The 23,479-nt window shown below is 70.8% G+C and carries 16 protein-coding genes; 10 read left to right on the top strand and 6 right to left on the bottom strand.

All coding sequences use genetic code 11. The features are described 5' to 3' along the window. The first annotated feature begins 91 nt into the window (after nt 1-91). Genes OO69_RS11485 through OO69_RS11475 form a run of 3 tightly spaced genes read left to right on the top strand, consistent with a single transcriptional unit; the run spans nt 92 to nt 5,673 of the window. Nucleotides 92-1,480, top strand: a complete 1,389-nt coding sequence (locus tag OO69_RS11485; RefSeq protein ID WP_051800925.1) for a hypothetical protein — start codon at nt 92-94, stop codon at nt 1,478-1,480. Then, on the top strand, nt 1,480-2,730 hold the full coding sequence (locus OO69_RS11480) for a hypothetical protein (RefSeq protein WP_033280406.1): 1,251 nt from the start codon (nt 1,480-1,482) through the stop codon (nt 2,728-2,730). The genes OO69_RS11485 and OO69_RS11480 overlap by 1 nt, the downstream gene beginning before the upstream one ends. A 3-nt stretch (nt 2,731-2,733) precedes the next feature. Further along, nucleotides 2,734-5,673: a CHAT domain-containing protein gene (locus OO69_RS11475; RefSeq protein ID WP_033280405.1), complete on the top strand. Its 2,940-nt coding sequence runs from the start codon at nt 2,734-2,736 to the stop codon at nt 5,671-5,673. A 4-nt stretch (nt 5,674-5,677) separates the two neighbouring features. On the opposite strand, the gene OO69_RS11470 is transcribed toward OO69_RS11475, so the two are convergent. Next, on the bottom strand, nt 5,678-6,907 hold the full coding sequence (locus OO69_RS11470) for a PP2C family protein-serine/threonine phosphatase (protein WP_033280404.1): 1,230 nt from the start codon (nt 6,905-6,907) through the stop codon (nt 5,678-5,680). A 137-nt stretch (nt 6,908-7,044) separates the two neighbouring features. Here OO69_RS11470 and OO69_RS11465 point away from each other — a divergent pair, with 137 nt between their 5' ends. Further along, nucleotides 7,045-7,611: an AAA family ATPase gene (locus tag OO69_RS11465; RefSeq protein ID WP_051800924.1), complete on the top strand. Its 567-nt coding sequence runs from the start codon at nt 7,045-7,047 to the stop codon at nt 7,609-7,611. Further along, the gene (locus OO69_RS11460; RefSeq protein WP_033280576.1) at nt 7,608-8,471 is read left to right on the top strand and encodes a fructosamine kinase family protein; all 864 of its coding nucleotides are present in this window, start codon (nt 7,608-7,610) and stop codon (nt 8,469-8,471) included. The genes OO69_RS11465 and OO69_RS11460 overlap by 4 nt, the downstream gene beginning before the upstream one ends. 372 nt (nt 8,472-8,843) lie before the next feature. Here the strand turns inward: OO69_RS11460 and OO69_RS11455 are convergent, their stop codons facing one another. Both OO69_RS11455 and OO69_RS11450 read right to left on the bottom strand, forming a co-directional pair. Next, nucleotides 8,844-10,271 carry an alkaline phosphatase family protein gene (locus tag OO69_RS11455; RefSeq protein ID WP_033280403.1) on the bottom strand — a complete coding sequence of 476 codons (1,428 nt, stop codon included), beginning with the start codon at nt 10,269-10,271 and terminating at the stop codon, nt 8,844-8,846. A gap of 384 nt (nt 10,272-10,655) precedes the next feature. Next, on the bottom strand, nt 10,656-11,879 hold the full coding sequence (locus OO69_RS11450) for a PP2C family protein-serine/threonine phosphatase (protein ID WP_033280575.1): 1,224 nt from the start codon (nt 11,877-11,879) through the stop codon (nt 10,656-10,658). Between the two features lie 189 nt (nt 11,880-12,068). On the opposite strand from OO69_RS11450, the gene OO69_RS11445 reads away from it, so the two are divergent. From OO69_RS11445 to OO69_RS11425, 5 genes are all read left to right on the top strand, one after another. Then, a complete protein-coding gene (locus OO69_RS11445; protein ID WP_033280402.1) occupies nt 12,069-12,422 on the top strand; it encodes a hypothetical protein in 354 nt (117 codons plus the stop codon). Nucleotides 12,423-12,629: 207 nt separating this feature from the next. Continuing rightward, on the top strand, nt 12,630-13,955 hold the full coding sequence (locus OO69_RS11440; RefSeq protein WP_078652382.1) for an extracellular solute-binding protein: 1,326 nt from the start codon (nt 12,630-12,632) through the stop codon (nt 13,953-13,955). A 47-nt stretch (nt 13,956-14,002) separates the two neighbouring features. Then, entirely contained in the window at nt 14,003-14,854 is an 852-nt protein-coding gene (locus tag OO69_RS11435) for a carbohydrate ABC transporter permease (protein ID WP_106971015.1), read from the top strand. Continuing rightward, nucleotides 14,851-15,762: a carbohydrate ABC transporter permease gene (locus tag OO69_RS11430; protein ID WP_033280400.1), complete on the top strand. Its 912-nt coding sequence runs from the start codon at nt 14,851-14,853 to the stop codon at nt 15,760-15,762. The genes OO69_RS11435 and OO69_RS11430 overlap by 4 nt, the downstream gene beginning before the upstream one ends. Nucleotides 15,763-15,852: 90 nt before the next feature. Next, on the top strand, nt 15,853-18,207 hold the full coding sequence (locus OO69_RS11425; RefSeq protein WP_051800923.1) for a glycoside hydrolase family 3 N-terminal domain-containing protein: 2,355 nt from the start codon (nt 15,853-15,855) through the stop codon (nt 18,205-18,207). A 63-nt stretch (nt 18,208-18,270) separates the two neighbouring features. Here OO69_RS11425 and OO69_RS11420 read toward each other — a convergent pair whose 3' ends face one another. The 3 genes from OO69_RS11420 to OO69_RS11410 all read right to left on the bottom strand — a co-directional run bounded on the left by OO69_RS11420 (nt 18,271) and on the right by OO69_RS11410 (nt 23,469). After that, the gene (locus OO69_RS11420) at nt 18,271-20,412 is read right to left on the bottom strand and encodes an RICIN domain-containing protein (protein ID WP_051800947.1); all 2,142 of its coding nucleotides are present in this window, start codon (nt 20,410-20,412) and stop codon (nt 18,271-18,273) included. Between the two features lie 215 nt (nt 20,413-20,627). Further along, nucleotides 20,628-21,722 carry a LacI family DNA-binding transcriptional regulator gene (locus OO69_RS11415; RefSeq protein WP_234444405.1) on the bottom strand — a complete coding sequence of 365 codons (1,095 nt, stop codon included), beginning with the start codon at nt 21,720-21,722 and terminating at the stop codon, nt 20,628-20,630. 73 nt (nt 21,723-21,795) lie between these two features. Continuing rightward, nucleotides 21,796-23,469: an FAD-binding protein gene (locus tag OO69_RS11410; RefSeq protein WP_033280398.1), complete on the bottom strand. Its 1,674-nt coding sequence runs from the start codon at nt 23,467-23,469 to the stop codon at nt 21,796-21,798. Nucleotides 23,470-23,479 lie beyond the last annotated feature (10 nt).

Genomic DNA, 23,479 nt, shown 5'->3' with positions numbered 1-23,479 from the left:
GTTCCCGCTGTCCCGGTGGACGCTAGGTCGCTCGGGGCGCCTACCGATCCCAGGTTCGCCCGCCCGATCTCGGACGACGTACCCTCCTGACATGCCGCTTCCCAGCCAGCCGACCGGCGCGCGCCGACCGCGCGCCATGGTCATCGACGGTGCGTGGCGCGCCCTCGGGCCGGGACTGGAATCGCTGAGCGGGCCCGGTGGCGCCCCGCTGACCCGGACGGTCAAGCTGATCGTCCTGCCGTTGATCGTCAGGCCGGCCCTGCACCCCGACCTCGCGGCGGACTTCCTCACACCGGAACCGGCCGCGCGTCTCGACGCGCTGATACGGGAGTCCGGTGGACGCCTTGTCGCTACGGCCCAGTGGTTCACCTTGCTCAAACGGACCCGGCGCGCGCTGGGCGTCGTGGCGGGCAACCCCCAGGATCTGTACTTCCAGCGGTGCTTCGAACTGGCCGCCGAACATGGCGAACCGGGCGCCGACGCGGGGGCGTTGGCCAGGGACGTCGTCGAGGACGTCGCGGACGCGGACGGCGGCCGTACGGTCGACGCGCTGAAGCGGTATCTGGCGGACGCCGCCCAACACGCCCGGCTGGAAAAGGAGTTGGGTGTCGCGTGGGAGGAGCGTCAGCTGACTCCGGCGGCCGATACGGCCGTTGCGGTCGCGTTGGCGGGTGAGGTTCTGGAGGCCTGCGGTGGGGTGGAGGGGCCGAGGAAATCGTCGTCATACATGTCCATGGTCGACGCGCGACTCGGTGAGCTGCTCGGCCGGGCCCTGTGGGTGCACGCGAGTGGGATGTGGGGACGGGACGATCTACCGGCCCATCTCGGCCTGACGGAAAGGGAGTTGCCGCCACGGCCGCGGGTCGGCCGGGGTGCCTCGACGGCCACGCTGCCCGCGCCGCTGGACCGCACGCTCTTCGAGCGGCTCTTCGTCGTGCTCCAGTCGTCCGCACGGCGCGACGAGTTGCCCACGGTGCCGAAACTCGTCGGGCGGGAGGTCGGCCGCAGTTGCGCTCCGCTCGGACTGTACGACGAGACCCTGCGCGTCGCCGCCCTGCTGGGCGGTCAACTCGCCGTCGGTCTGGACCCGTTGGGCATCGACGAATCCGGGCCGGGGCGAACAGCCGCACACCGGGCCGTCAACAGCCGTTGGCGCAGGGAGGCTTCGGTCCTTCGCGCCCGCCGGATGACCGTGTCCCCGCGCCCCGATCCGGACGGCGGGGTGCTGGAAGCCCTCGCCCAGGATCTCCGTACGCCCTGGACCGCCTACATGCGGCGGCTCTGGGTGCGGTTGCACGGGCGGGACGTCCGCGACGCGCCGCTGGCGGATGCCGCGTCCGCCTGGGCGGTCCTCGACGGGGTCGCCCGCTCGGTGATGATGGACCACCGCGCCCGAGTCCGGTCCGCGCTGCGGACGTTGACGGCATCGGCACCACCACCCGCTGCCGTGGCCGAGGCGGCCGAGTCGAGGAGTGCGTGATGGCGCGGGGCTCCGTCGACGTCCATGTCGCGCGCGGCGATGACGGCACGATCCGCATAGTCACCGCCAGCCCTGTCGGCGACCCCGACTTCACCCGTGCGGTTCTCGACGCCGCCGGAGCGGTACTGACCTGGTCCGTCCTCGGGAGCCCGGGACTGCCCATGGCGGAAATCCATGACACGACGCGTGCGCAGCAGTGGCTGTGGGCGGTCTACGGCGAGCGCGTCGCCGGTGCCGTGCACGCCTGCGCGACAGGCGAGTTGGCCGATGCGCGGGTGCCCACGGACCCGACTCCGCTCGCGGGGAGCGCCGCCAGGCTCGGCTTCGGGCACTGGGCGGCGCGGTGGTGGCCGGCGTCACACCTGGACGGGATTCCCGCGCTCCAACCGGACGTGCTCGGGCTGGAGTTGGCCGCGCTCACGCACGAGTGCCAGCAGTTGTTCGACGACGATGACGATCAACCCGACGACTGCGTGGCCGAGTTGATCGGCGATCACCAAGTCGGCCTCGACCCGCTGCTCCAGTGGTGGCACGCCACACCGCCGTCGACGGAGACGGCACGCCAACTGGAGAGCGTTCTGCGATCGGTCGACGACGCGGCGGACGGCGCCGGGTTGGACGGGTCGTCTCTTCGCCGACTTCGGTCGGCCCTGACTCAGCCCCGTCGCCCGGACGGCACTCCAGTGGATCCCGCCACGCTGTTCGTACGACGCGACGACTACGCCCTTGCCGCGGGCGAACCGCTCGTCACGGGCGGCCGGTTGATCGCGCGCGGCTCGGGCACCAACGACTGGCGCCGCTACCCGCCCGGCTTCGTCGACGCCTCCGAGGCCGCGGTGTCCTGGACCGCCCGCGCACTCGGCGCCCGACGGCAGATCGAGGTCGAGGTCGTCGCGCACATCGCGGTGCCCGTCGCCGCCGTACCCCTGGCAGCCGAGGTCCAGGTGAACGACGGTCCCCGGAATCGGGTGCCCCTCTCGAGGCGCGTCGACGCGTGGACCGGCCGGGTGGACCTTGACCTCCCTGCCGGAGACACGGAGCCGCGCATCCAACTGGGCGTCCTGCTAGCCGGGTTCGACCCAGGGCCGGGCCCCGAAGGCGGCGCCGACCGGGACGCGGTCCGCGCTCTGGTCCGGCGACGCCTCGCGGCGGCGGCACAGCCCGACACACACAGCTCGCCCTCACGCGAAGCCACTTACGGGCCGTTCCTCGCCGAGATCGCCGCCGCCACCACCGATGAGGACTACTGACGGATGCCGGACGAGGACGAGAGCGCGGTGGGCGACGGAGTGGACCCCACCACGGACCACGGGGTGACGCGACTCTACGGAGAGCCGTTCGACAGCGGCTTCGCCCAGGCCGAGCGCCTTCACCTGGCCGCCGATCTCGCCGGCGCGGTCGCCGTCTACGAGGAGTTGCTCACCCTGGCCGAGTCCGTCGAGGACTCCCCCGACGTGCGGTTCCTGCGGGCGCATCTGCTGGCCGACATGACGAGTGTCCATCTCGCCGCGACGGATCTGGCCGAGGCGGAGGACACCAACAAGCGGTCCCGTGCCCTGCTCGACGACATCGCCTCGGCGCCGATGGGACCGCGCGGCCGTCAGTTGTGGCTGGAGGTGCTGCTACGGACACTGATCGCCGGAGCCGACCTCCTGCGCAGGACCGGACGCCTGGACGAGGCGCTGGCCTGCCTCGACGAAGCGGCGGTCAGGCTGCCCGAGTTCGACGACCCCGACGGACTGCGCACCTCCGAACTCGGCCTGAACCGCGTGCACTTGCTGATGGACCGAGGCGAGTGGGGAGCGGCCGAGGACCAGGCTTCGGCGCTGCTCGCGACCACACCGGCGACCGCGGTGGAGACCGTCCCGCGGCTCCTGGTCGCCCTCGGACTGATCTGCTCCTCCACCGGGCGCTTCGACCCGGCCGAGGACTACTTCGCCCGCGCGGAGGACCACTTCCGGGCGATCGGCGACACCGGTGGGCAGCGGACGCTCCTCGCGCACCGGGCGTACGCGGCGATGCACCGGGGTGAACTCGACCTCGCGGAGCGGCTGTTCGCGGAGGCGTCCGCGTTCTTCGAGCGGCAGCGGTGGTTCGGTGATCTGGCTGTCTGTGAGCAGGCCCGTGCCTTTCTCGCCGGTCGGCGCGGCGACGCCCTCGGCGCGGAGGAGCTGCTGGCGGCAAGCCTGGCCCGGTTCGAGCGGCTCGGCGCCTCGATCGCCGCCGCCGACACGATGCTGCTGGGCGCCCAACACGCCTACGACCGGGGCGACATCGACGAGATGAAGCGGCTGGCCCAGAGCGCCCGGGACGTGTACCAGGAGCGGGAGATCTACGAGCGGTGCGCCCAGGTCGACCTCATGCTCGCCCGCACCCTTGAGGACAACCTCAACCGGACCGATCACCGCGATCACGAGCGGGAGTCCATCGACACCGCGCTCTCCTTCGCGCTGCCCGCCGCGCTGGCCCTGGAGGCGGCGCGCTACGACTTCGCGACCGCCCACGCCCGCAGTCAGTGGCTCGAACTCGCGGACGAAGCCATGCAGTTGGTGTTCCGGCTCGCGACCCGCCGACAGGACCAGGGCCTGCTCTTCGAACTGGCTGAACACCGTTGCGCGGGCACCTCGTTGGCCCTGGACCGCACTCCGCCCGCCGCCGAGCCGGTCGAGGACCCAGCGTCGGTCTTCCCGAGCGCGGCCATGAAGTCGTACGCGCACCACGAGCACACCGAGGGCGCGATGACGCTCGGCGGTGTCGCGGCGGAGGCCGCAGCCTCGGTCGGTCTGCGGGTCGCGCCGCCGCCGAAGGTGCGGATGTCGGCACAGTCGGGCCCGGGCCGTGTCGCGCTCCAGGAGTACATCGCGGCGGCCGAGTTCCGCTATCACCGGCGGATCGCGCACGAGGAAGCGGTGCCGTTCTGGATCACCGACGACCTGACGAGCCGCCCGGTGGTCCAGGTCCGACTGGCCGACGCCGGCGACCTGTTCATGACCTGGACGTGGGCGGGCGGGGCCCGGGGGTTCGGTACCGGTCAGGGGCCCTGTGCCGAAGTCGACCGGGCGGTGAGGGAGTTGACCGACGCACTGCCGGGAGCGGGCGACGGGGCCGAGGGCATGCGGCGGGCGTTCGACGAGGGCGCGCTGGCCGAGCACGGCCGTGAGCGCCGACTCGCGCGAACGCTGGCCGAGGCACTATGGCCGGAGCAACTGACCGCGCAGATACGCCAGGTGGCGGAACGGGCGGGCCGCCCCCTCGTACGGATCCAGCCCTCACCCCGGGTCGCCCAGGTCCCCTGGGAGCTGCTCGCCGTCGACGACGGGACGGACGTACGACTGCTCGACCTGGCGGACGTCGTGACCACCGCACCGGCGTCGTTGCGGCCGGCCAAACCAACCCTCGCAACAGCACAGAACACCGGACCGGTCGTCCTCGTCCTGGACCCCCGTGTCCCCGGCTTCCGCGCCGACTCCCCGCTCGGCTCGGTGCTGGGACCGCCTGGCTCCGACCCGGAGTTGTCGGCGCTGGTCCAGGCCCGCCTCGACGCGGGCGCCGTCGTACCGTCCGTCGCGACCGCCGCGGAGGCCTTCCGCCGCACCGACCTGGACCGGGACTGGCTGAGCGGTGTGCTCCGCAAGGGCGCCCGCAGGCTGATGTACGTCGGGCATGTCAGCGGTGCGCCGGTCGAGGGCGGGCAGAGCGAGGACGGCACCCTGCACCTGTGCTGCGACGCGGGCGCCCCTGGCCTGGCCGAGCCGCTCCGCACCCACCGGCCGCTCTCCGCCAAGGACTTGCTGCTGGGCTCGCTCCCGTTGCGCGCGGACGGCGAACCGGGCTCGCGGATCTGGCCCGCGCCACCCCGTGTCGCCCTCATCGGCTGCGAGAGTGGGGGCGATCTGCGGTTCGCCGAGTCGTTCGGCCTGGCGACGGCGATGCTGCACAACGGCGCCGAGCTCGTCACCGCGACCCGCTGGGTCCTGCCGACCAGTTTCGCCTTCCACCGGCTGGCTCAACTGCCGCAGTCCGTACGGCCGTTGTCGGAGGCGATCGTCGCCGTGGACACGGCGCACGAGGACGAGGACCCCGTGCGGAGCCTCGGCGGCTGGCAGCGCGAGCAGCTCGACCGCTGGCGCGCGGACGGCCGTATCGAGCACTCGCCCCTGTTGTGGGCGGCCATGACCTGCATCGTGGTGTGACGGGTCAGAGCCGCACGATGATCAGGGCCGTGTCGTCGGTGGCGCCTCCGTGCGGGAGCAGTTCGAGGAGGACTGCGTCCGCGAGGGCTTCGGGGTCGGTGTTCCGGTGGTGGACCAGGGAGTCGGCGAGGCGGGCCAGGCCCTTGTCGATGTCCTCGCGGCGGCGTTCGATCAGGCCGTCGGTGTAGAGGACCAGGGTGGAGCCGCGGGAGAACGTGGTGGTGGCCTGCGGTCGGGGCATCGGGTCGGGACGGGCGTCGAGGGGCGGGTCGGTGGCCCGGTCCAGGAATTCCACGCGGCCGTCGGGGTGGACCAGGGCGGGCGGTGGGTGTCCGGCGCTGCTGTAGGTGATGGTGTGCCGGTCGAAGTCGACGAAGGTCGTGACCACCGTGGCGGACTCGGCGCCGTCGACCACGTTGGCGTAGCGGCCCAGGACGTCGAGGGCCTCGGCGGGGCCGTCCGCGACCCGGGAGGTGGCGCTCAGGGCGCTGCGCAGCTGGCCCATGACACCGGCGGCGGCCAGGCCGTGGCCGACGATGTCCCCGACGGAGACGCCGATGCGGTTGCCGCCGACCAGGTCGACGACGTCGTACCAGTCGCCGCAGACGTTGAGGGAGCCGACGGCGGGGCGGTAGCGCACGGCGATCTGATGGCCGGCGCCCTGGCGGCGGGTGGGCAGCATCGCCTCCTGCAGGGCCAGGGCGACCTCGCGTTCGCGGGCGTGGGCGCCGCGCAGGCGTTCGTTGACCTCCTGGAGTTCGCGGGCGCGGGTGTACAGCTCGGCCTCCAGGACACGGGTGCGGCCGCTGCCCGAGCCGCCGCGGGCCCGGATCAGTTCGGTGACCTCCTCGACCCGGTGGACGAGGAGGACGACCTTGCCGTCCGGGTCGAGCACGGGGGCGTTGACCGGGCTCCAGTAGCGCTGGTCCCACTGGCCGGGGCACTGCGTCGACTCGACGTCGTAGCGCTGGAGGGCCATGGTGTCGCGTTCGCCGGTGGCTATGACGCGGCGCAGTGAGGTCTCCAGGTTGCGCATGCCGGTGGCGGCCGGGTCGTTCGGGTTGTCGGGGAAGACGTCGAAGAGGAAGCGGCCGACGACCTGCTCGCGGGTGCGGCCGGACATGCGCAGGAACTCCTCGTTGGCGTCCGCGTACACCAGGTCGGGTGTCAGCAGGGCCACCATGCCGGGCAGCCCCTGGAACACCGCCGCGTAGTCGATCTTCGCGTCCGTCATGGCCCTGCCACCAATCGCCGCTATCACACCATTTTCCCACGTTATAAGCAGACCGATATAAGCAGACCGGATGTGACTCAGGGGGCACTTTGCGTTCACCCGGTCACTCAGTGCCACTGGGTGGGTAGGGTGCCCCGGTGACAACGCCCTCCTCCCCCACCCGGCTGATCGTGGTGCGCGGCAACAGCGCCTCCGGCAAGAGTTCGGTGGCCACCGGTCTGCGTGAGCGGTACGGCCGCGGTATCGCCCTGGTCCGCCAGGACGTCCTCCGGCGCGAGGTGCTGCGCGAGCGCGACATCCCTGGCGGCGCGAACATCGGCCTGATCGACCTGACCGTCCGGCACGCGCTGGCGCACGGCTTCCACACCGTGCTGGAAGGCATCCTCTACGTCCCCCACTACGGCGAGATGCTGGCCGGTCTGCTCGCCGACCACCCGGGGCGCACGCACTGCTACTACCTCGACGTGCCGTTCGAGGAGACCCTGGCCCGGCACGCCACGAAGCCCATCGCGGACGAGGTCACCGAGGAGCAACTCCGGGAGTGGTACCAGCCGTTGGACCTGCTGCCCGGTGGTGTCGAGACGGTGATCCCGGCCGCGAGCCCGCTGGAGGAGACGGTCGACCGGGTGCTGCACGAGTCCGGGCTCTGCGCCTCGCCGTGCGCGCACGTCCGTCCGGCTCCCGCTCCTACGCTGTCACCGTGATCGAGGACGAGAGCGCGGGCGCCGCTGCGGCGCGGCTCACCGGGTGCGCGGTGGCCGGTGAGCGTCCAATGTCTGATGCGGTCACCGAAGTCAGGCTCGACAACGGTCAGTTGGTGGTGGTCAAGGGTGATGAGGCACCGGGCGCGGTGCGGGCCGAGGAGGCGGGGCTGCGGTGGCTGGCGGACGCCGGGACGGTTCGTGTTCCGGCGGTGCGCGGGTGGGACGAGCGCTGGCTGGTCACCGATCTCGTCCGCACCGGCCCGCCGAGTGCGCGGGCCGCCGTCCGGTTCGGCCGTGACCTGGCCGCCCTGCATGCTGCCGGCGCACCCGCGTTCGGCGCACCGCCGCCCGGCGGCCCGACGGACGCGTACATCGGGCTCGCGCCCATGCGGAACGTGCCCGCCGCCGACTGGCCCAACTGGTATGCCGGGCAACGGGTGTTGCCCTATCTGCGGCGCGCGGTGGACGCGGGTTCCCTGCGACCCGCCGAGGCGACGGTCGTGGAGCAAGTCTGCGAACGACTGCCTGAACTCGCCGGTCCCACCGAGCCGCCCGCGCGGCTGCACGGCGACCTCTGGAAAGGGAACGTGCTCTGGGGCGCCGACGGACACGTCTGGCTCATCGACCCGGCCGCACACGGCGGCCACCGGGAGACCGACCTGGCGATGCTGCGCCTCTTCGGCTGCCCGCACCTGCCCGAAGTCCTCGACGGCTACGAGGAGTTGGCACCACTCGCCCCCGGCTGGACCGATCGCATCGGGCTGCACCAACTGTTTCCGCTGCTGGTACACGTGGTGCTGTTCGGACGCGGCTATGCCGAGCAGGCGCTGTCGGTGGCACGGGCGGCCCTGTCCGGGTGACACCGGGCGAGGGCGCCCGCGCCGGGGGGCCAGGTCAAACGTACGGCCCGCACCTCTCCCGAGCGGACCATCGCAGGCGCGCGGACGGCCCGGGCCGGATGGCACCAGCCAGGGTCGTCCACTGGGACGGACCAGTCAGGCGCTGCCGACGGAGGTCGCGCTGTCCGACCGCAGCTACTCCCAGCGGAATACCGCGCGAGCGGTCCCAGCCGGAAGTCACCAGGCGGGGCCGCCTGCGAAGACGGGCCAGGTCAGACACCGCCCGTACACATCGCACTGCTCGACCGCAGCCACGCCACGCAGACCCTCTCAGCCACGCGGACGACCCCGGCCGGATGACACCAGCCAGGGCCGCTCGTCACGAAGGGCCGGTCAGACGTGTGGGCGGCGGCCGCGCTCCTGGTGGGGGAACTTCTGGTCCGCGCCCGGGAGGGTGGGCTTCGGGAGTGTCGCCACTTCCTCCTTCGCCTTCTCCAACTGCTCCGCAGTGTCGTCGGGCAGGCGGGGCGAGCGCGGGCGGGCGTCGCGGAAGCGGAACGCGGAGGTGAAGTCGCCGAAGGTCTCGCGGCGCCAGTCGGTGACGTTCGGCTCCTCGACGCCGGTGAAGCGCTCCAGGAACTGCAGTGCCGAGGTGTGGTCGAAGGCCTCCGAGGCGACCCAACCACCCACGGTCCAGGGCGAGATGATGATGGCGGGGACGCGGAAGCCGCCGCCGATCGGCAGACCCTGGATGAACTCGTTCGCCGTACCCGCGGGCGGGGTCGGCGGGACGACGTGGTCGAACAGGCCGTCGTTCTCGTCGTAGTTGAGGATGAACGCGGTCTTGCGCCACACCTTCGGGTTGGACGCGATCGCCTCGATCTTCGACGCGACATAGTCCGCGCCGGCGGCCGGGAGGTAGTCCGGGTGCTCCGACTGGTAGCTCGTGGGGCAGATCCACGACACCGTCGGCAGCCGGTCGTTGCGCGCGTCGTCCTCGAACGTCCCGTGCGGCTGCGGACGTACACCCCGCTCGTACAGGTCGGAGCCGGGCTGGGCGTTCTTGAAGGACGCGAACTGCTCCAGCATGTTGGTGCCGTAGTCGTCCTCCTCCTGGTACACCTTCCAGCTGACGCCGGCGTTCTGGAGGCGCTCCGCGTACGTCGTCCAACGGTACGGAGTCGGGGCGACGTTGCTGATGATCGGGCCGCCCTGCGTGCCGCCGGGGTCGATCGAACCGGTCATCCACATCAGCCGGTTGGGCCAGGTGGGCCCGAACACCGAGCAGAAGTAGTTGTCGCAGATGGTGAACGTCTCGGCGAGCGCGAACTGGAACGGGATGTCCTCGCGCGTGTAATAGCCCATCACGTAGGGGCCGTTGACGCCGTCGGCGGCGCGGTGGGCCGGCAGCCACTGGTCCATCTTGCCGTTGTTCCAGGCCTGGTGCTGGACCGACCAGGCGTGACTGGTGGACGGGATGGCCTGCGCGCTGGAGGTGTGGGTGTCGAGGTGGAACGGGAGGAGGTAGCCCTTCGGGTTCACCGCGTCCGGCTGGTAGAAGACGCTGCGCCCGGTGTCGAGTTTGCGTGCGTGCGGATCGGCGAATCCGCGAACGCCGGACAGGGTGCCGAAGTAGTGGTCGAACGACCGGTTCTCCTGCATCAGCATGACGACGTGTTCGATGTCGCGCAGCGAGCCGTTCTTCGGCGGTTCCGCGGCGACGGCTTTCTGGACGCTCGGCGGGAGGAGGGAGAGCGCCGCGGCGCCGCCCACCGCGCCCGCGGCGGAACCCAGGAGTCTGCGGCGTGTCAACTCGGCCATGATTGCCCCTTCTTGAAGAGCTTCGAGGGATCTCGTGGACCAGACCTCGGATCACTCTCCGCCCCTTTCGGTATGGGGTGTCAGGGGCGTGCGGTGAATTTGCGGCCAACGTGCGGAAAGGGGTTGGCCAAGCCGTGACCGGCAACATCGGGGCGTTGCTTGGGTGTTGCCAAACCTTGGGGGACGGGTGGCTCCCGCATGAGTCGGCGGGACCGAGGGCTCCGGTGGCCGATTCGTTTCCCGATTGCGAAGTTCGCCGTGCGGCGCGCCCGGCCCGCGCACGGACAGCCGTACGGAAAGACGGACACGCGTACGGAAAGATCGGGTGGATCGGCGAGAAGCACCCGGAACCAGCCCGCAGTGGCCCGCAGCGGGGCCGACCGGTTAAGCCGGATTTCTCGGACGGAGTCGGGCGGCGATCGCGGCCACGTCGTCCTCGGCCTCCTGGACGTGGAGACGCAGCACGATGTCGTCGAGGAGGCGGGAGACACCCTGGCCGGGGTGCAGCCGGAGCCGGGCCAGACGGGCGAGGGAGACGTCGATGTCCTCGCCGCGGCGCTCGACCAGCCCGTCGGTGAACATGACCAGGGTGTCCTCGGGGGTGAGGGTGAGCGTGGTCATCTCGTAGTCGGCGAGGCCCGTACCGAGGGGTGGGCCGACGGGGACCGGGATCAGTTCGCCGGCGCCGTCGCGGTGGAAGACGGCGGGCGAGAGATGGCCCGCGCTGGAGAAGGCGGCCGTGCCGCGGTCCGGGTCGAGGAGGGCGAGCAGGCAGGTCGCGGGGCGGCGGTTGTGCTCCTCGGACATGGCGGTGTCCATCTGGCGCAGGATGCGGTGGGGCGGGAGGTCGGTCGAGGCGACGTAGCGCAGCATCGACCGGTACGCGTTCATGTCGACGGCGGCGTCCAGGCCGTGCCCCATGACGTCGCCGATGACGAGGAGGGTACGGCCGTAGTGCAGTCGTACGGCCTCGAACCAGTCGCCGCCGACGAGGGTGCCGCTGCCGGCGGGCAGGTAGCGGGTGGCCATCTCGACGTTGGGGTGGGGGCGGCTGGGTTCGGTGAGCAGGACCTGTTGCAGGTTCAGGGCGGTGGTGCGCAGGCGGTGGTGTTCGACGGCGTGGTGCAGATGGGCCGCGGTGAGCCGGGCCGCGTAGTGCACGGCGGCGGCCTCGGCGTCGGTGAACGTCCGCCCGGCACGGACCGCGAGGAGGGCGCCGTAGGCCTTGCCCCAGGCGGTCAACGGCACCGAGAGAGCCGCGAGTACACCGTGGTCGTTCGTGGTGAAGGACGTGGTGATGGGGTGGCCGGCGTCCAGGGCGCGGACCATGACGTCCTCGCGCGGCGCGGTGCGCAGGCTGTCCAGCAGTTCCTTGCGGCCCTCGGCCGCCATCGGGTGCAGCATGCCGTGCGGTGCGGGCCGGGCCTCGTCCTGCGCGAACAGGTCCACGGCGGCGGCGTCGCACAGCCCGCCGACGAGGAACCTCGCGCACTCCGCCGCCGTCCTGCGCTCGTCCAGCGTCGACCCGATCGCGGACACGGCCCGCTCCGCGAGCGCGAACCGATCCGTCGAGCCCGCCTCTGACCCACCAACCGCGTCGCCGTCCACCACGACCCCTTTCTGCCGCCCCCATCCCAACACCCGCGCGGGCGTTCGGGCGGTAGCGACCCGTGGTGCGGTGGGATCGGGTCGGAGTGGGGGCTGGTCGCCGAGAGGCGAAACTCCGTGGCCGCAGCGCCCGTAGCGCCGATACCGTCCGATCCGATCCCTTGGTCCCCTGCACAGAGAGCTTCTCCGATGACGAACCGCCGGCCGACGACCACCCTCTGGCGCCCCACCGGCCCCAAGGAGCTGGGCCTGGTCCGGGAGCTCGACTGGCGTGCCTGGCCGCCCCGGCTGCCGGAGCAGCCGATCTTCTACCCGGTTCTCAACGAGGACTACGCGATCCGGATCGCGAGGGACTGGAACGTCAAGCACGATGGCGCCGGTTTCGTCACGCGCTTCGACGTGGACTCGGAGTTCCTGGCCCGGTATCCCGTCCAGCAGGCGGGCGGCCGGACGATCCTGGAGCTGTGGGTGCCGGCCGAGGAGCTGGATGAGTTCAACGCGCACATCGTCGGCGGGATCCGGGTGGTGCGCGAGTTCCGCTGAGCCCTGGAGGCAATGGCGCACCCGGCACTGCGAAAGTGTTTCGTAACCGAGGAATTTCCCGTGCTTGTCCTGGGTGTGAATTCCGTGTCAGTGTCCCGGCCAGCAGGCAGGCGACCCGCGGTGGGGCATCCGAAAGCCTTTCGGGCCGGTTTCCGTTTTCGATCTGCCTGGCCGACCTACGGCATGCCGAAAGAAGAGAGGCACACCATGCGGGGAATCCCGGTCACCGGACATCTCGGAAGCCCGAGAATTCGACGCGCCGTCGCGGCCGCGGTCACCCTGGCCGCCGCCGCGAGCCTGGCCGCCTGCGGGTCCTCGGGACCGTCCAGCACCTCGTCGGCGAAGGGCCTGACGATGTGGGCGCTGAACGACCAGACGATCCTCAAGCAGTCGGTCGACGCCTACAACAAGGACCACCCCGACGCGAAGATCACCCTGCGGCTGTTCGCCAACGACGACTACAAGCAGAAGCTGCGCGTGGCCTTCGGCGCGAACCAGGCCCCGGACCTCTTCTTCAACTGGGGCGGCGGCGCCCTGAACGACTACGTCAAGGCCGGCAAGGTCGACGTCCTGAACGCGTCGGACGTGAACGCGGACCGGTACACCGACAGCGTGATGCAGAGCGCGACCTTCGACGGCAAGGTCTACGGCGTCCCCGTCAACGGCCTCGCCCCGGTCGTCCTCTACTACAACAAGAAGGTGCTGTCCGACGCGGGCGTCCAGCCCCCGAAGACATACGACGACCTGCTCGCGGCGGTGAAGAAGCTCAAGGGCAAGAGCGTGACCCCGCTGTCCCTCGCGGCCAACTCCAAGTGGCCGACCCTGATGTACCTGGAGTACCTGCTGGACCGCACCGGCGGCTCCCGCGTGTTCTCGAAGATCGCCTCCGGTGACGCCGCCGCCTGGAAGGACGCCTCGGTCACCAAGGCCAACGAGAAGCTCCAGGAGCTGTCGAAGGCCGGCGCCTTCGGCGACAACGCGTCCTCCGTCAGCTACGACCAGGGCGCCTCGACCGCGCTGCTCTACACGGGCAAGGCCGCGATGGAGGTGATGGGCACCTGGGAGTACGCCAACATAGCCAAGGCCGCGCCCGACTTCCTGAAGAAGGGCGACCTGGGCTACACCGCGTTCCCGGCGCTGACCGGCGGCGCGGGCAGCGCGGCGAACATCGTCGGCAACCCGTCGAACTTCCTCTCGCTGAACAAGTCGTCCAAGAACAAGTCGGACGCGCTGACGTACCTGAAGAACTACGTCCTCAACGGCTCGCAGGTCGACGCCTATCTCGCCTCCGGCAGCGTCCCGCCGGTCAAGGGCCTGGACGCGAAGCTCGCCGCGGTGACGTCGTCGTCCGACAAGGAATGGCTCACGTTCGTCTACGACCTGGTGAACAAGGCCCCGAGCTTCCAGCTCTCGTGGGACCAGGCGCTGCCGTCCGACCAGTCCGACCCGCTGCTGACCAACACCGACAAGTCGTTCCTGCGGCAGATCTCGCCCGCGGAGTTCGGAGCGAACATGAGCAAGGCGGGGTCGTGACCATCACCACCACCCCCGTACGCCGGAAAGGAGGGAGCGGCCTCCTCATGGCCGCCCCGGCCCTGCTCCTCTTCGGTCTGTTCGGTCTCGTGCCCCTGGTCGGCGTGGCGGCGCTCAGCGTCGCCCGCTGGGACGGGCTCGGCTCCATCAGCTGGGCGGGCGTCACCAACTGGACGTCCGTCCTGACCGACAGCGCCACCTGGCAGTCGCTGTGGCTCACCGTCAAGGTGATGGTGGTCAGCTGGCTGGTACAGACGCCGATCGCCCTGGCCCTCGGCCTGTTCCAGGCCCCCAAGGGGAGGCTGCGCGCGCTGTTCGCCATCCTCTTCTTCCTGCCGCTGCTGCTGTCCGCCGTGGCGATCGGCCTGACCTGGCAGGCGCTGCTGGACCCGTCCTTCGGCATCGGCGCCACGCCCGGCCTGCACTGGCTGGCGAAGCCGCTGCTCGGCTCGCCCCAACTCGCCCTGTACACCGTCATCTTCGTGATCGCCTGGCAGTTCGTGCCGTTCCACGCCCTGCTCTACCAAGCGGGGATACGGCAGATCCCGACCGCCCTGTACGAGGCCGCCGCGCTCGACGGCGCCGGGCCCGTGACCCGCTTCCTGCACATCACGCTGCCGCAGCTGAAGTACACGCTGGTCACGTCGAGCACGCTGATGCTGGTCGGCTCGCTGACCTACTTCGACCTGATCTTCGTCCTGTCCGGCGGCACCGGCGGCCCCGGCACCGCGACCCGCGTCCTTCCCCTCTCCATGTACATCACCGGTTTCCAGGCCCACGACATGGGCCGGGCCAGCGCGGTGGCCACCCTGCTCGTGGTCTTCGGCCTCGGCCTGTCGCTGCTGACCACCCGCCTGTCCGGCTTCACCCGGATGGACAGCCAGCAGGAGGGCATGTGAGCACCACCGTGACCAAGTCCCGCCCCGTCGCCACCGAACGGCCGGTGCCGCCGACGCCACCAAGGCCCGTCCGGCGCAACCCCCTACCGGGATTCCTCCGCCGCACCCTCACCAGTGGCGCCGCGCTCTTCTGGACGGCGATCGTCGTCGTCCCCATCTACTGGCTCGTCGTCACCAGCCTCCGCAGCCAGTCCGACTTCACCTCCGACAGCCCCCTCGCCCTGCCCAGCCACCCGACCCTGGACAGCTACCGCACCGTCCTGGACGGCGACTTCACCACCTACCTCCTCAACAGCGTGATCGTCACCGCCGGCACGGTCGTCATCGCCGTCGCCGTCGCCCTGATGGCCGCGTTCTCGATCGTCCGCAACGCCGGCACCCGCTTCTCCCGCGTGTCGTTTCGCCTGTTCCTGCTGGGCCTGGCGATCCCGCTCCAAGCGGTGATCATCCCGGTCTACCTGCTGATCATCCGCATGCATCTCTACGACAGCCTGCTCGCGATCGTGCTGCCCTCGGCGGCGTTCGCGCTGCCGATCACCGTGATGATCCTGGTCAGTTTCCTGCGGGACGTGCCCCGTTCGCTGTTCGAGGCGATGATCGTCGACGGCGCAGGCGACTGGCGCATGCTCTGGTCACTGGCCGCACCACTGGCCCGCCCGGCACTGATGACGGTCGCGGTCTACGACGGTCTCCAGGTCTGGAACGGTTTCCTCTTCCCTCTCATCCTCACCCAGAGCGGCGACAAGGCCGTCCTGCCCCTGGCCCTGACCCTGTTCCGCGGCCAGTTCGGCATCGACGTCCCGGCCACCATGGCCGCGGTGGTGCTCTCCACCCTGCCGATGCTGGCCCTGTTCATCCTGGCCCGCCGTCAGCTCGTCGCCGGTCTCACCGCCGGTTTCTCCAAGTAGCCCCCACCACCGGGCAGTTCGCACCGTGACGACGGCCGGGCCATGCGCCCGGCCCCGTCGGCGTGCCCGCGCAACACCGAGGAGTCGTGAATGACGACCACCATGCCCGACCACGGCGGCCTCCCCCAGGAGGAGAGCGACCGCCCCTGGACCGACCCCGCCCTGCCCGTCGCCGACCGCGTCGAAGCACTGCTCGCCCGGCTCACCCTGCCGGAGAAGGTCGCGCAACTGAGCAGCACCTGGGAGGACATCGAGGCCGACGGCCCCGAAGTGGCCCCGGGCAGCAACCACTTCGGCCGCGTCGGCGACCTGGACGAGACCGCCCGGCACGGCCTGGGCCAGCTCACCCGCCCCTACGGCACCCTGCCCCGGCCCGCGCTGGAGCACGCGCGCCTCTTGGCCAAGCACCAGCAACAGGTCGTGGCGCAGAGCCGGTTCGACATCCCGGCGATGGCCCACGACGAGTGCCTGACCGGCTTCACCGCCTACGGCGCCACCATCTACCCCACCTCGCTCGGCATGGCCGCCACCTTCGACCCCGCACTGATCCGCAGGGTCGGCGAGGCCATCGGCTCCGACATGGCCGAGGCGGGAGTCCACCAGGGCCTCTCCCCCGTCGTCGACGTCATCCGTGACTACCGCTGGGGCCGCTGCGAGGAGACCTACGGCGAAGACCCTTACCTGGTCGGCGAGTTGGCCGAGGCGTACGTCAGCGGGCTGCAGAGCGCCGGGGTGTACGCGACCCTCAAGCACTTCGCCGGGTACTCCGCCTCGATGGGCGGCCGCAACCACGCCCCCGTGCACGCGGGCCGTCGCGAGCTCTTCGACGTGATCCTCCCGCCGTTTGAGCGACTCGTCGCGTCGGGTGTGCGGTCCGTCATGAACTCGTACGCCGAGATCGACGGCGAGGCCCCGGCCGCGAGCCGCTGGCTGCTGACCGAAGTCCTGCGCGAGGCATGGGGTTTCGAGGGAACCGTCGTCTCCGACTACTGGTCCCTGCCCTTCCTGGTCAACGCCCACCGCGTCGCCGCCGACCTGCCCGGCGCGGGCGCCCTCGCCCTGCGCGCCGGGATGGACGTCGAGCTGCCCGACCAGCGCGGCTTCGGTACCGCGCTCGTGCAGGCCGTCGAACAGGGCCTGGTAGACAAGGAGTTCGTGGATCGCGCGGTGCGCCGGGTGCTGCGGCAGAAGGCGGACCTCGGACTGCTCGACGCCGACTGGGACCCGCGCCCGCCCGCCCTGATCGCCGGTGAGCTGGACCTCGACAAGCCGACGAGTCGTCAACTCGCCCACGCGGTGGCCCAGTCGAGTGCAGTGCTGCTGTCGAACGACGGTGCCCTACCGCTCCCCTCGACCGGCCGCATCGCGCTGATCGGCCCGTGCGCCGACGACGTACGCACCATGTTCGGCTGCTACAGCTTCCCCAACCACGTCCTCGCCGAGCGCGACGACCTCGGCAACGGTGTCGAGGCGCTCTCGCTGCGTCACGCCCTTACGGCCGAACTGCCGCGCGTGGAGTGGGAGTTCACTCCTGGCTGCCCGATCCGCGAGGCGGACCGCTCGGGCATCGCGGCCGCGGTGGAGGCGTCCGCCGGGGCCGACCTCACCGTGCTGGTCGTCGGCGACAAGGCCGGCATGTTCGGGATCGGTACCTCGGGCGAGGGCTGTGACGTGGAGGATCTGCGGCTGCCGGGGGTTCAGGAGGAGCTGGTCGAGGCGGTGTTGACGACCGGGCGGCCGGTCGTCCTGATCGTGAGCAGTGGCCGGCCCTACGCGGTGGGCCGGTTCGCGTCCACCGCCGCCGCCATGGTGCAGGTGTTCCTGCCGGGCGAGGAGGGCGGCCGCGCGGTGGCCCAACTCCTGGCGGGGAACGCCAACTTCAGCGGCAAACTGCCGGTGCAGATCCCGACCACGCCCGGCGGCCAGCCCTACACCTACCTCCACGCGCCGCTCGGCGACCGGCAGAGCTGGCTGTCCAACCTCGACCCGACACCGGCGTTCCCCTTCGGGCACGGGCTGTCGTACACGAGCTTCGAGATCGACGGGCTCGGTGTGGACCGCGAACTGGTGCCGGTGGACGGTGAGTTCACGGTCGGCGCGCGGGTGCGGAACACGGGGGCGGTCGCGGGGGCCGAGACGGTGCAGTTGTACGCGATCGACCCGGTGGCCCAGGTGACCCGGCCGGTGCGGTCCCTGCTCGGCTTCGCCAAGGTGGCCCTCGAACCGGGTGAGCAGGCGACGGTCCGCTTCCATATCCATACCGACCGGCTGGCCTTCACCGGTCTGGCCGGCACGCGCATCGTGGAGCCCGGCGAGATCCTGCTGGAGGTGGGCTCCTCCAGCCTGGACACGCCGTTGCGGGGAACGGTCCAACTCGTCGGTGAGGAACGGGATGCGACGGTGCTGGCACACCACGCGGTGCCGGTGAGCATCGAGCGGGACTAGGCAGCGGGAACACACAGAAGCGGCGCCACCGTACCCGACGGTGGCGCCGCTTCTGCCGTGTGCCTAGGCGCGGCTCCACTGCTGGGTCGCGTTGCCCAACCCGGTCCAGAGCTCGACCTTCGAGCCGTTGGCCGTGCCCCAGTTGGTCACGTCGATGACGAGGCCGTTGGAGCGGTTGACGATGGTGCCGTCCACGCGGAAGGCCCACTTCTGGCTGTTCTTGCCGTTGCAGGCCCAGAGGATCAGCGTGGTGCCGGCGGTGGTGCCGTCACCGTTCGCGGCCAAGCAGCTGCCGTTGACGCGGAGTTCGCCCGCGGCGGTCTGCGTGATGGTCTGGTAGGCGTTGCCCGAGCAGTCGTAGATCTGGACCTGGACGCCCGTCGCACCGTTCGGGACGTCGAGGCAGCGGCTGGAGTACGTGCCCTTCAGGGTGAAGGTGGAGGCGGTGGGGAGCGGGTCCTGGACCAGTTGCCAGTCCTGGGAGCCGTCGGTGGTCGCCGCCGCGACGGTGACGGAGCCGCCCGCTGTCGAACCGGTCATGTAGAGGCTGGTGTTGAGGACCGAGCGGAGCTTGTAGTAGCCGCTCGTCGACGACGCGACCTGGGTCCACTGTTTGTCGGTGGCGCCGTCGTCGACCCATTGCGCCAGCTTCTGCCCGGCCGTGGCGGTGCCGGTCCAGATGGCGACCGAGCGGCCCCCGGCCTTGTTGAGCAGTGTCACGTTGCTGCCCTTGGCGGTGAGGTGCCAACGCTGGGTGGCGTCGGTGGAGTTGGCGGCGCTGAGGACGAGGTCGGGGGTGTTCCCGGTGAGGTTCGCGTCCTGGGTCTTGCCGGACGCGGTGCTGAGCACCTGGCCGGTGAGCCGGTTGACGAGGCTGTAGTAGGCGCCGTCGGAGCGGCCGAGGTCGACCTCGGCGTACTTCACGGGGCCGACGCTGGTGCCGCTCCACGAGGCCTGGAGCACGAGGACGCGTCCGGTGCCGTCGACGTACTGGAGCATCCGGCTGTACCCGGCCGCGATCGAGGTCTTGTACTCCTTCCAGGTACCGGTGGACAGCCCGGACTCGTTCACCCAGACGTCTCCGCTGCCTGCGGCGTTGTAGACGATCCGGCCGTCCGGCATCGGGAGCAGGACGGGGCTGCCGCCGGTGGCCAGGGTGGCCCCGCCGGAGGGCACGGGCAGTGAGGTGATCGCCGCGTCGGTGGCCGCGAAGAACTTCGTCGGGTCGTCGGCTATCCGGTAGCGGACGTTGGTGCCGCCGCCCCAGTACTCGTACGTGAGAAGCCACTTGCCGTCGGTCGTCGGGGCGATGGTCGTCATGCCGGGGCGGCCGCCGCCGATCTCCGTCTTGCCGTTGCCCATGCTCACCGTGGCGCCGGGGACGTCAACGACCGGGGAACTCCAGGCAGTTGAGCTGGATCCGTCCCAGGTGCGGTGCAGGAGGACCTGGCCGCCGGAGTCCGTGGCCGTGGTGTTGTCCGGGTCGAGGGTCGGGGCGCCGGTGGTGGTGTTGTAGCCGGTGTAGTCGTCCTCGTCGGAGTAGTAGGCGATCAACGTGCCGTTGTGGGCGAGGAGATGGGGTTCCCACACCGGGTCGACCTGCGCGTAGGTGTTGGCCGTGGAGACCCGGCCGACGCTGCCCGCGCTGCCGCCCTGCCAGCCTCCGGCGGCGATGATGTTCTGGATGGTCCAGGTCGCGCCGTCGTCCGTGCTGGAGTACAGGGCGAGTGCCACGTCCTTGCGGTCGCCGTCACTGGTGGGCGTCCAGCTGGAGTTGGCGGCCTTCTGCTCCTGGTAGTAGTAGTCGTCGCCCGAGACGATGCTCGCGAGCAGCAGGGTGCCGGCGTTCAGGCTGCCGACGTTCTGCGGGAGGACGTAGAGATACGGGTTGGTCCAATTGCTCGTGTATTTCGCGTACTTGGAGTCGCTGGAGAGATACGCGGGGGCTTTGACGTCGGACAGTTTCGCCCAGGTCGTGCCGTCGTCGTCGCTCTTGTACACGGGCAGTGTCTGACCGACCGGAGCGGTCTGGTCGTTCTCGAAGGTGGCCACGATCCGGCCGTCCGCCAGCTGGGCCGACTTCGGGTAGAGAACACACGGACTCTTGCTGCACGCGGCGGTGTTGGTCGCCGTATACAGATTGGCGGGACTCGGCTGATAGGCCGAGGCACTTGTCGCGGAGGCGATGGCGAATGCCACGCCCATGCCGAAGGCGGTCGCCGCAGCGAAAGCCTTTCGCGCCCAGGATCTGGTCAATGGCGTTCCTTTCACCGGGGAAGGCGCGCACCACGTTCCAGGGGTGCCGGAATGTCCGGAGGTCCCAGGGGGATGGAATGGGGGTGCGGAGCAGGAAGCCAGTATTCGGATGCGACACCGCGATGTCACCGGCACATGTCGAAAGTGTTTCGCAGGATAGGGAGTTACGCGGTATTGACGTGCTTCACGGAACGGCGCCCGGAGGTCGAGGTCCGCAGCACGAGTTCCGTGGCCAGCTCTATGCGCGGCGACACCGGCGGCCGCCCCTGGGCGAGTTCGAGAAGCACCCGGGTCGCCTCGCGCCCCAACTCCTCGAAGGGCTGCCGTACAGCGCTCAGCGGTGGGCAGGCCATGGCCGCGACGAGGGTGTCGTCGAAGGACATCACCGCCAGGTCGTCCGGTACGGCGAGCCCGTGCTGCCGCGCCGCCTCCAGCACGCCGAGCGCCTGTGCGTCGCTGGCCGCGAAGACGGCCGTGGGCGGGTCGTCGGCGCGCAGGATCTGACCGGCGGTGGCCAGGGCCTCGGCGTAGTCGAAGTCGGTGGAGCGGACGATCGCCGGATCGTAGGCGATCCCGGCCTCCTCCAATGCGGCCCGGTAGCCGTGCACCCGCGCCGCCCCGGCCAGCGAGTGCGAGCGGCCCGCGACCATGCCGATCCGGGTGTGCCCGAGCCCCAGCAGGTGCTGTACGGCGTCGCGGGCGCCGCTCCAGTTCGTGACGCCGATGCTGGGGATGTCCTCCGAGGGCGCGCTGAGCGGGTCGATCAGCACCACCGGGAGGCGTTGTTCGACGATGCGGCGCTGGTCCTCCTCGGACAGCATCGAGATCACGATGACGATCCCGGCCGCGCCGAGCGCCACGCACTGCTCCAGCCACCCGGAGATGGACCGCCGGCTCGTCGTCCCGGTGACCACGTCGATGCCGAGCGCGCCGGCCGCGTCCACGATGCCGCGGACCACCTCCAGCGTGTACGGCCCGGACAGATCCCGGAACACCGCGATGATCTGCCGGGGTGTCGCGGGATCGCGCTCCCACGGGCGTACGAAGCCGTGCCGGGCGAGGAGTTCCTCGACCCGCTCGCGCGTCCTGGCGCCGACGTCCCGGCGCCGGTGCACCACCTTGGACACCGTGCTGAGCGAGACACCCGCCTCGGTGGCGATGCTCGTCAGGAGGCCGTACTGCGCCTCCAGTTGTCCCTTGCCGCGACCTGTCACCCGATGTCCGTTCCGCTCGCCGAACACCGATGCGCCGGACCGCATCGCGTACCTGGCCAGTAACTTTGCCGCAACGTAACGGGACGCGGGCCGCGGAGGCAAGACCGGTGCAGGCGTCTCAGGTGGCGCGCCCCGCCGACGACGCGTGGTCCGCCGCCACGTGTCCGAACACCGCCGACGCGGCGATGCTGGCCCCCGCGCCCAGGTACTTGCGCCCCATCACGGACGCGGTGCAGTTGCCGGTGGCGTAGAGCCCGTCGACCGGGTTCCCCTCGGTGTCGAGGACCCGGGCGAACTCGTCGCAGAGGATTCCCCCGCTGGTGCCGATGTCCCCCGGGTACAGGGCGACCGCGTAGAACGGCGGCTTCGAGACGGGGCCCAGGCAGGGGTTGGGGGCGTGGGTGGGGTCGCCGTAGAACTTCTCGTGGTCGCCCTCCCCACGGTGGAAGTCCTCGTCGACGCCCCGCGCCGCGAGCGTGTTGAACCGCTCGACGCTCTTGAGGAGTCCGCCGGTGTCGATCCCGCACTGCCGGGCGAGGTCCTCCAGGCTGTCGGCGCGCTTCATCGCGCCGCTGGTGATCCACTCCTTCGGGGTGCGGCCGGGGGGAGACATCCCGAACGGGTAGTGGCCGCGGTGCCGGGAGTCGATGACGAGCCAGGACGGGACAGCGCCCCCGAACTCCCGGTCGTGTGCGTACATCTGCTGGCCGGCCTCCTGGTACGCGACCGCCTCGTTGAAGTACCGGCGGCCCTCCGTGTCGACGATGATCGAGCCAGGCCTGGTGCGTTCGGACATGCACATGTTGGGGGTGCCGTCGGGCATGATCCACGACGGCATCCACCACGCCTCGTCCAGCATGTCCGTCGCGGCCCCGTGCGCCATGGCGATGCGGATCGTCTCCCCGGTGTCGCCCGGGTTGGCCGAGGTCCACCGGTCGCTGGTCGTCCTGCCTCCCGAGTGTTCCGCTCGCATCTCCTTGTTGCGGGCGAAGCCTCCGGCGGCGAGCAGCACGCCGTCGCGGGCGCGGATCCGGAGGTCACGACCGCCCCGGTGGACGACCGCGCCGACGACCCGCCCGTCCTCGACGACGAGGTCGGTGAGGGGAGATTCGAGCCAGACGGGAACGTCCTGCCGGAGCAGGATCTGGAGCAGGCGGGCGGACAGCGCCACCCCGTTCGTCACGAGCCGCTGCCGTCGGATCCGGCCGAGGGCTGTACGTGCCCCCGCCCCGGCCAGGACGGTCAGGCCGACCCGTGTCCGCATCAGGGTCAGGCGTGACGCCTCACCGGTGTAGACGGCGAGGCCGCCCGCGAAGCCGGGGCGGATCCGGTCCTGCCAGGGTCCGAGCCGTTTCTTGTCGAAGACCCTCGCCTCGACGGACCTGCCGCGCGCCGAGCCGCCCTCGCAGCCCCGGACGCCGGAGTAGTAGTCGCTGTAGCCCTCGCAGCGCCGGAGTTCGAGGCCTTCGGACTCCAGGAAGTCGACCATCTCGGAGCCCGCGCGGACGTAGGCCTGCCTGCGGGCGGGCGACGACGCCGGGCCCGCGTCGCCGACGACGGTGGCGAAGTACCTGAGTGCGGCGTCGGCCGAGTCGGTCACGCCCTCGCGGCGCATGAGCGGGTTGTCGGGAAGCCACATCACCCCGCCCGACATACAGGTCGACCCGCCGAACCGGTCGGTCTTCTCCACGACGAGAACGTCCTTGCCGAGCGCGCGTGCCCGGATCGCTCCGGTGACGCCCGCACCGCTCCCCACCACCAAGAAGTCGGTCGAGTGATCCCAGTCGGTCATCGGCCTGTCT

This window comes from Streptomyces sp. NRRL F-525 (assembly GCF_000716605.1).
Taxonomy (GTDB): domain Bacteria; phylum Actinomycetota; class Actinomycetes; order Streptomycetales; family Streptomycetaceae; genus Streptomyces.
Note: the sequence above shows the minus strand (reverse complement) of the source record. Positions and strands in the feature narration are given on the sequence as shown.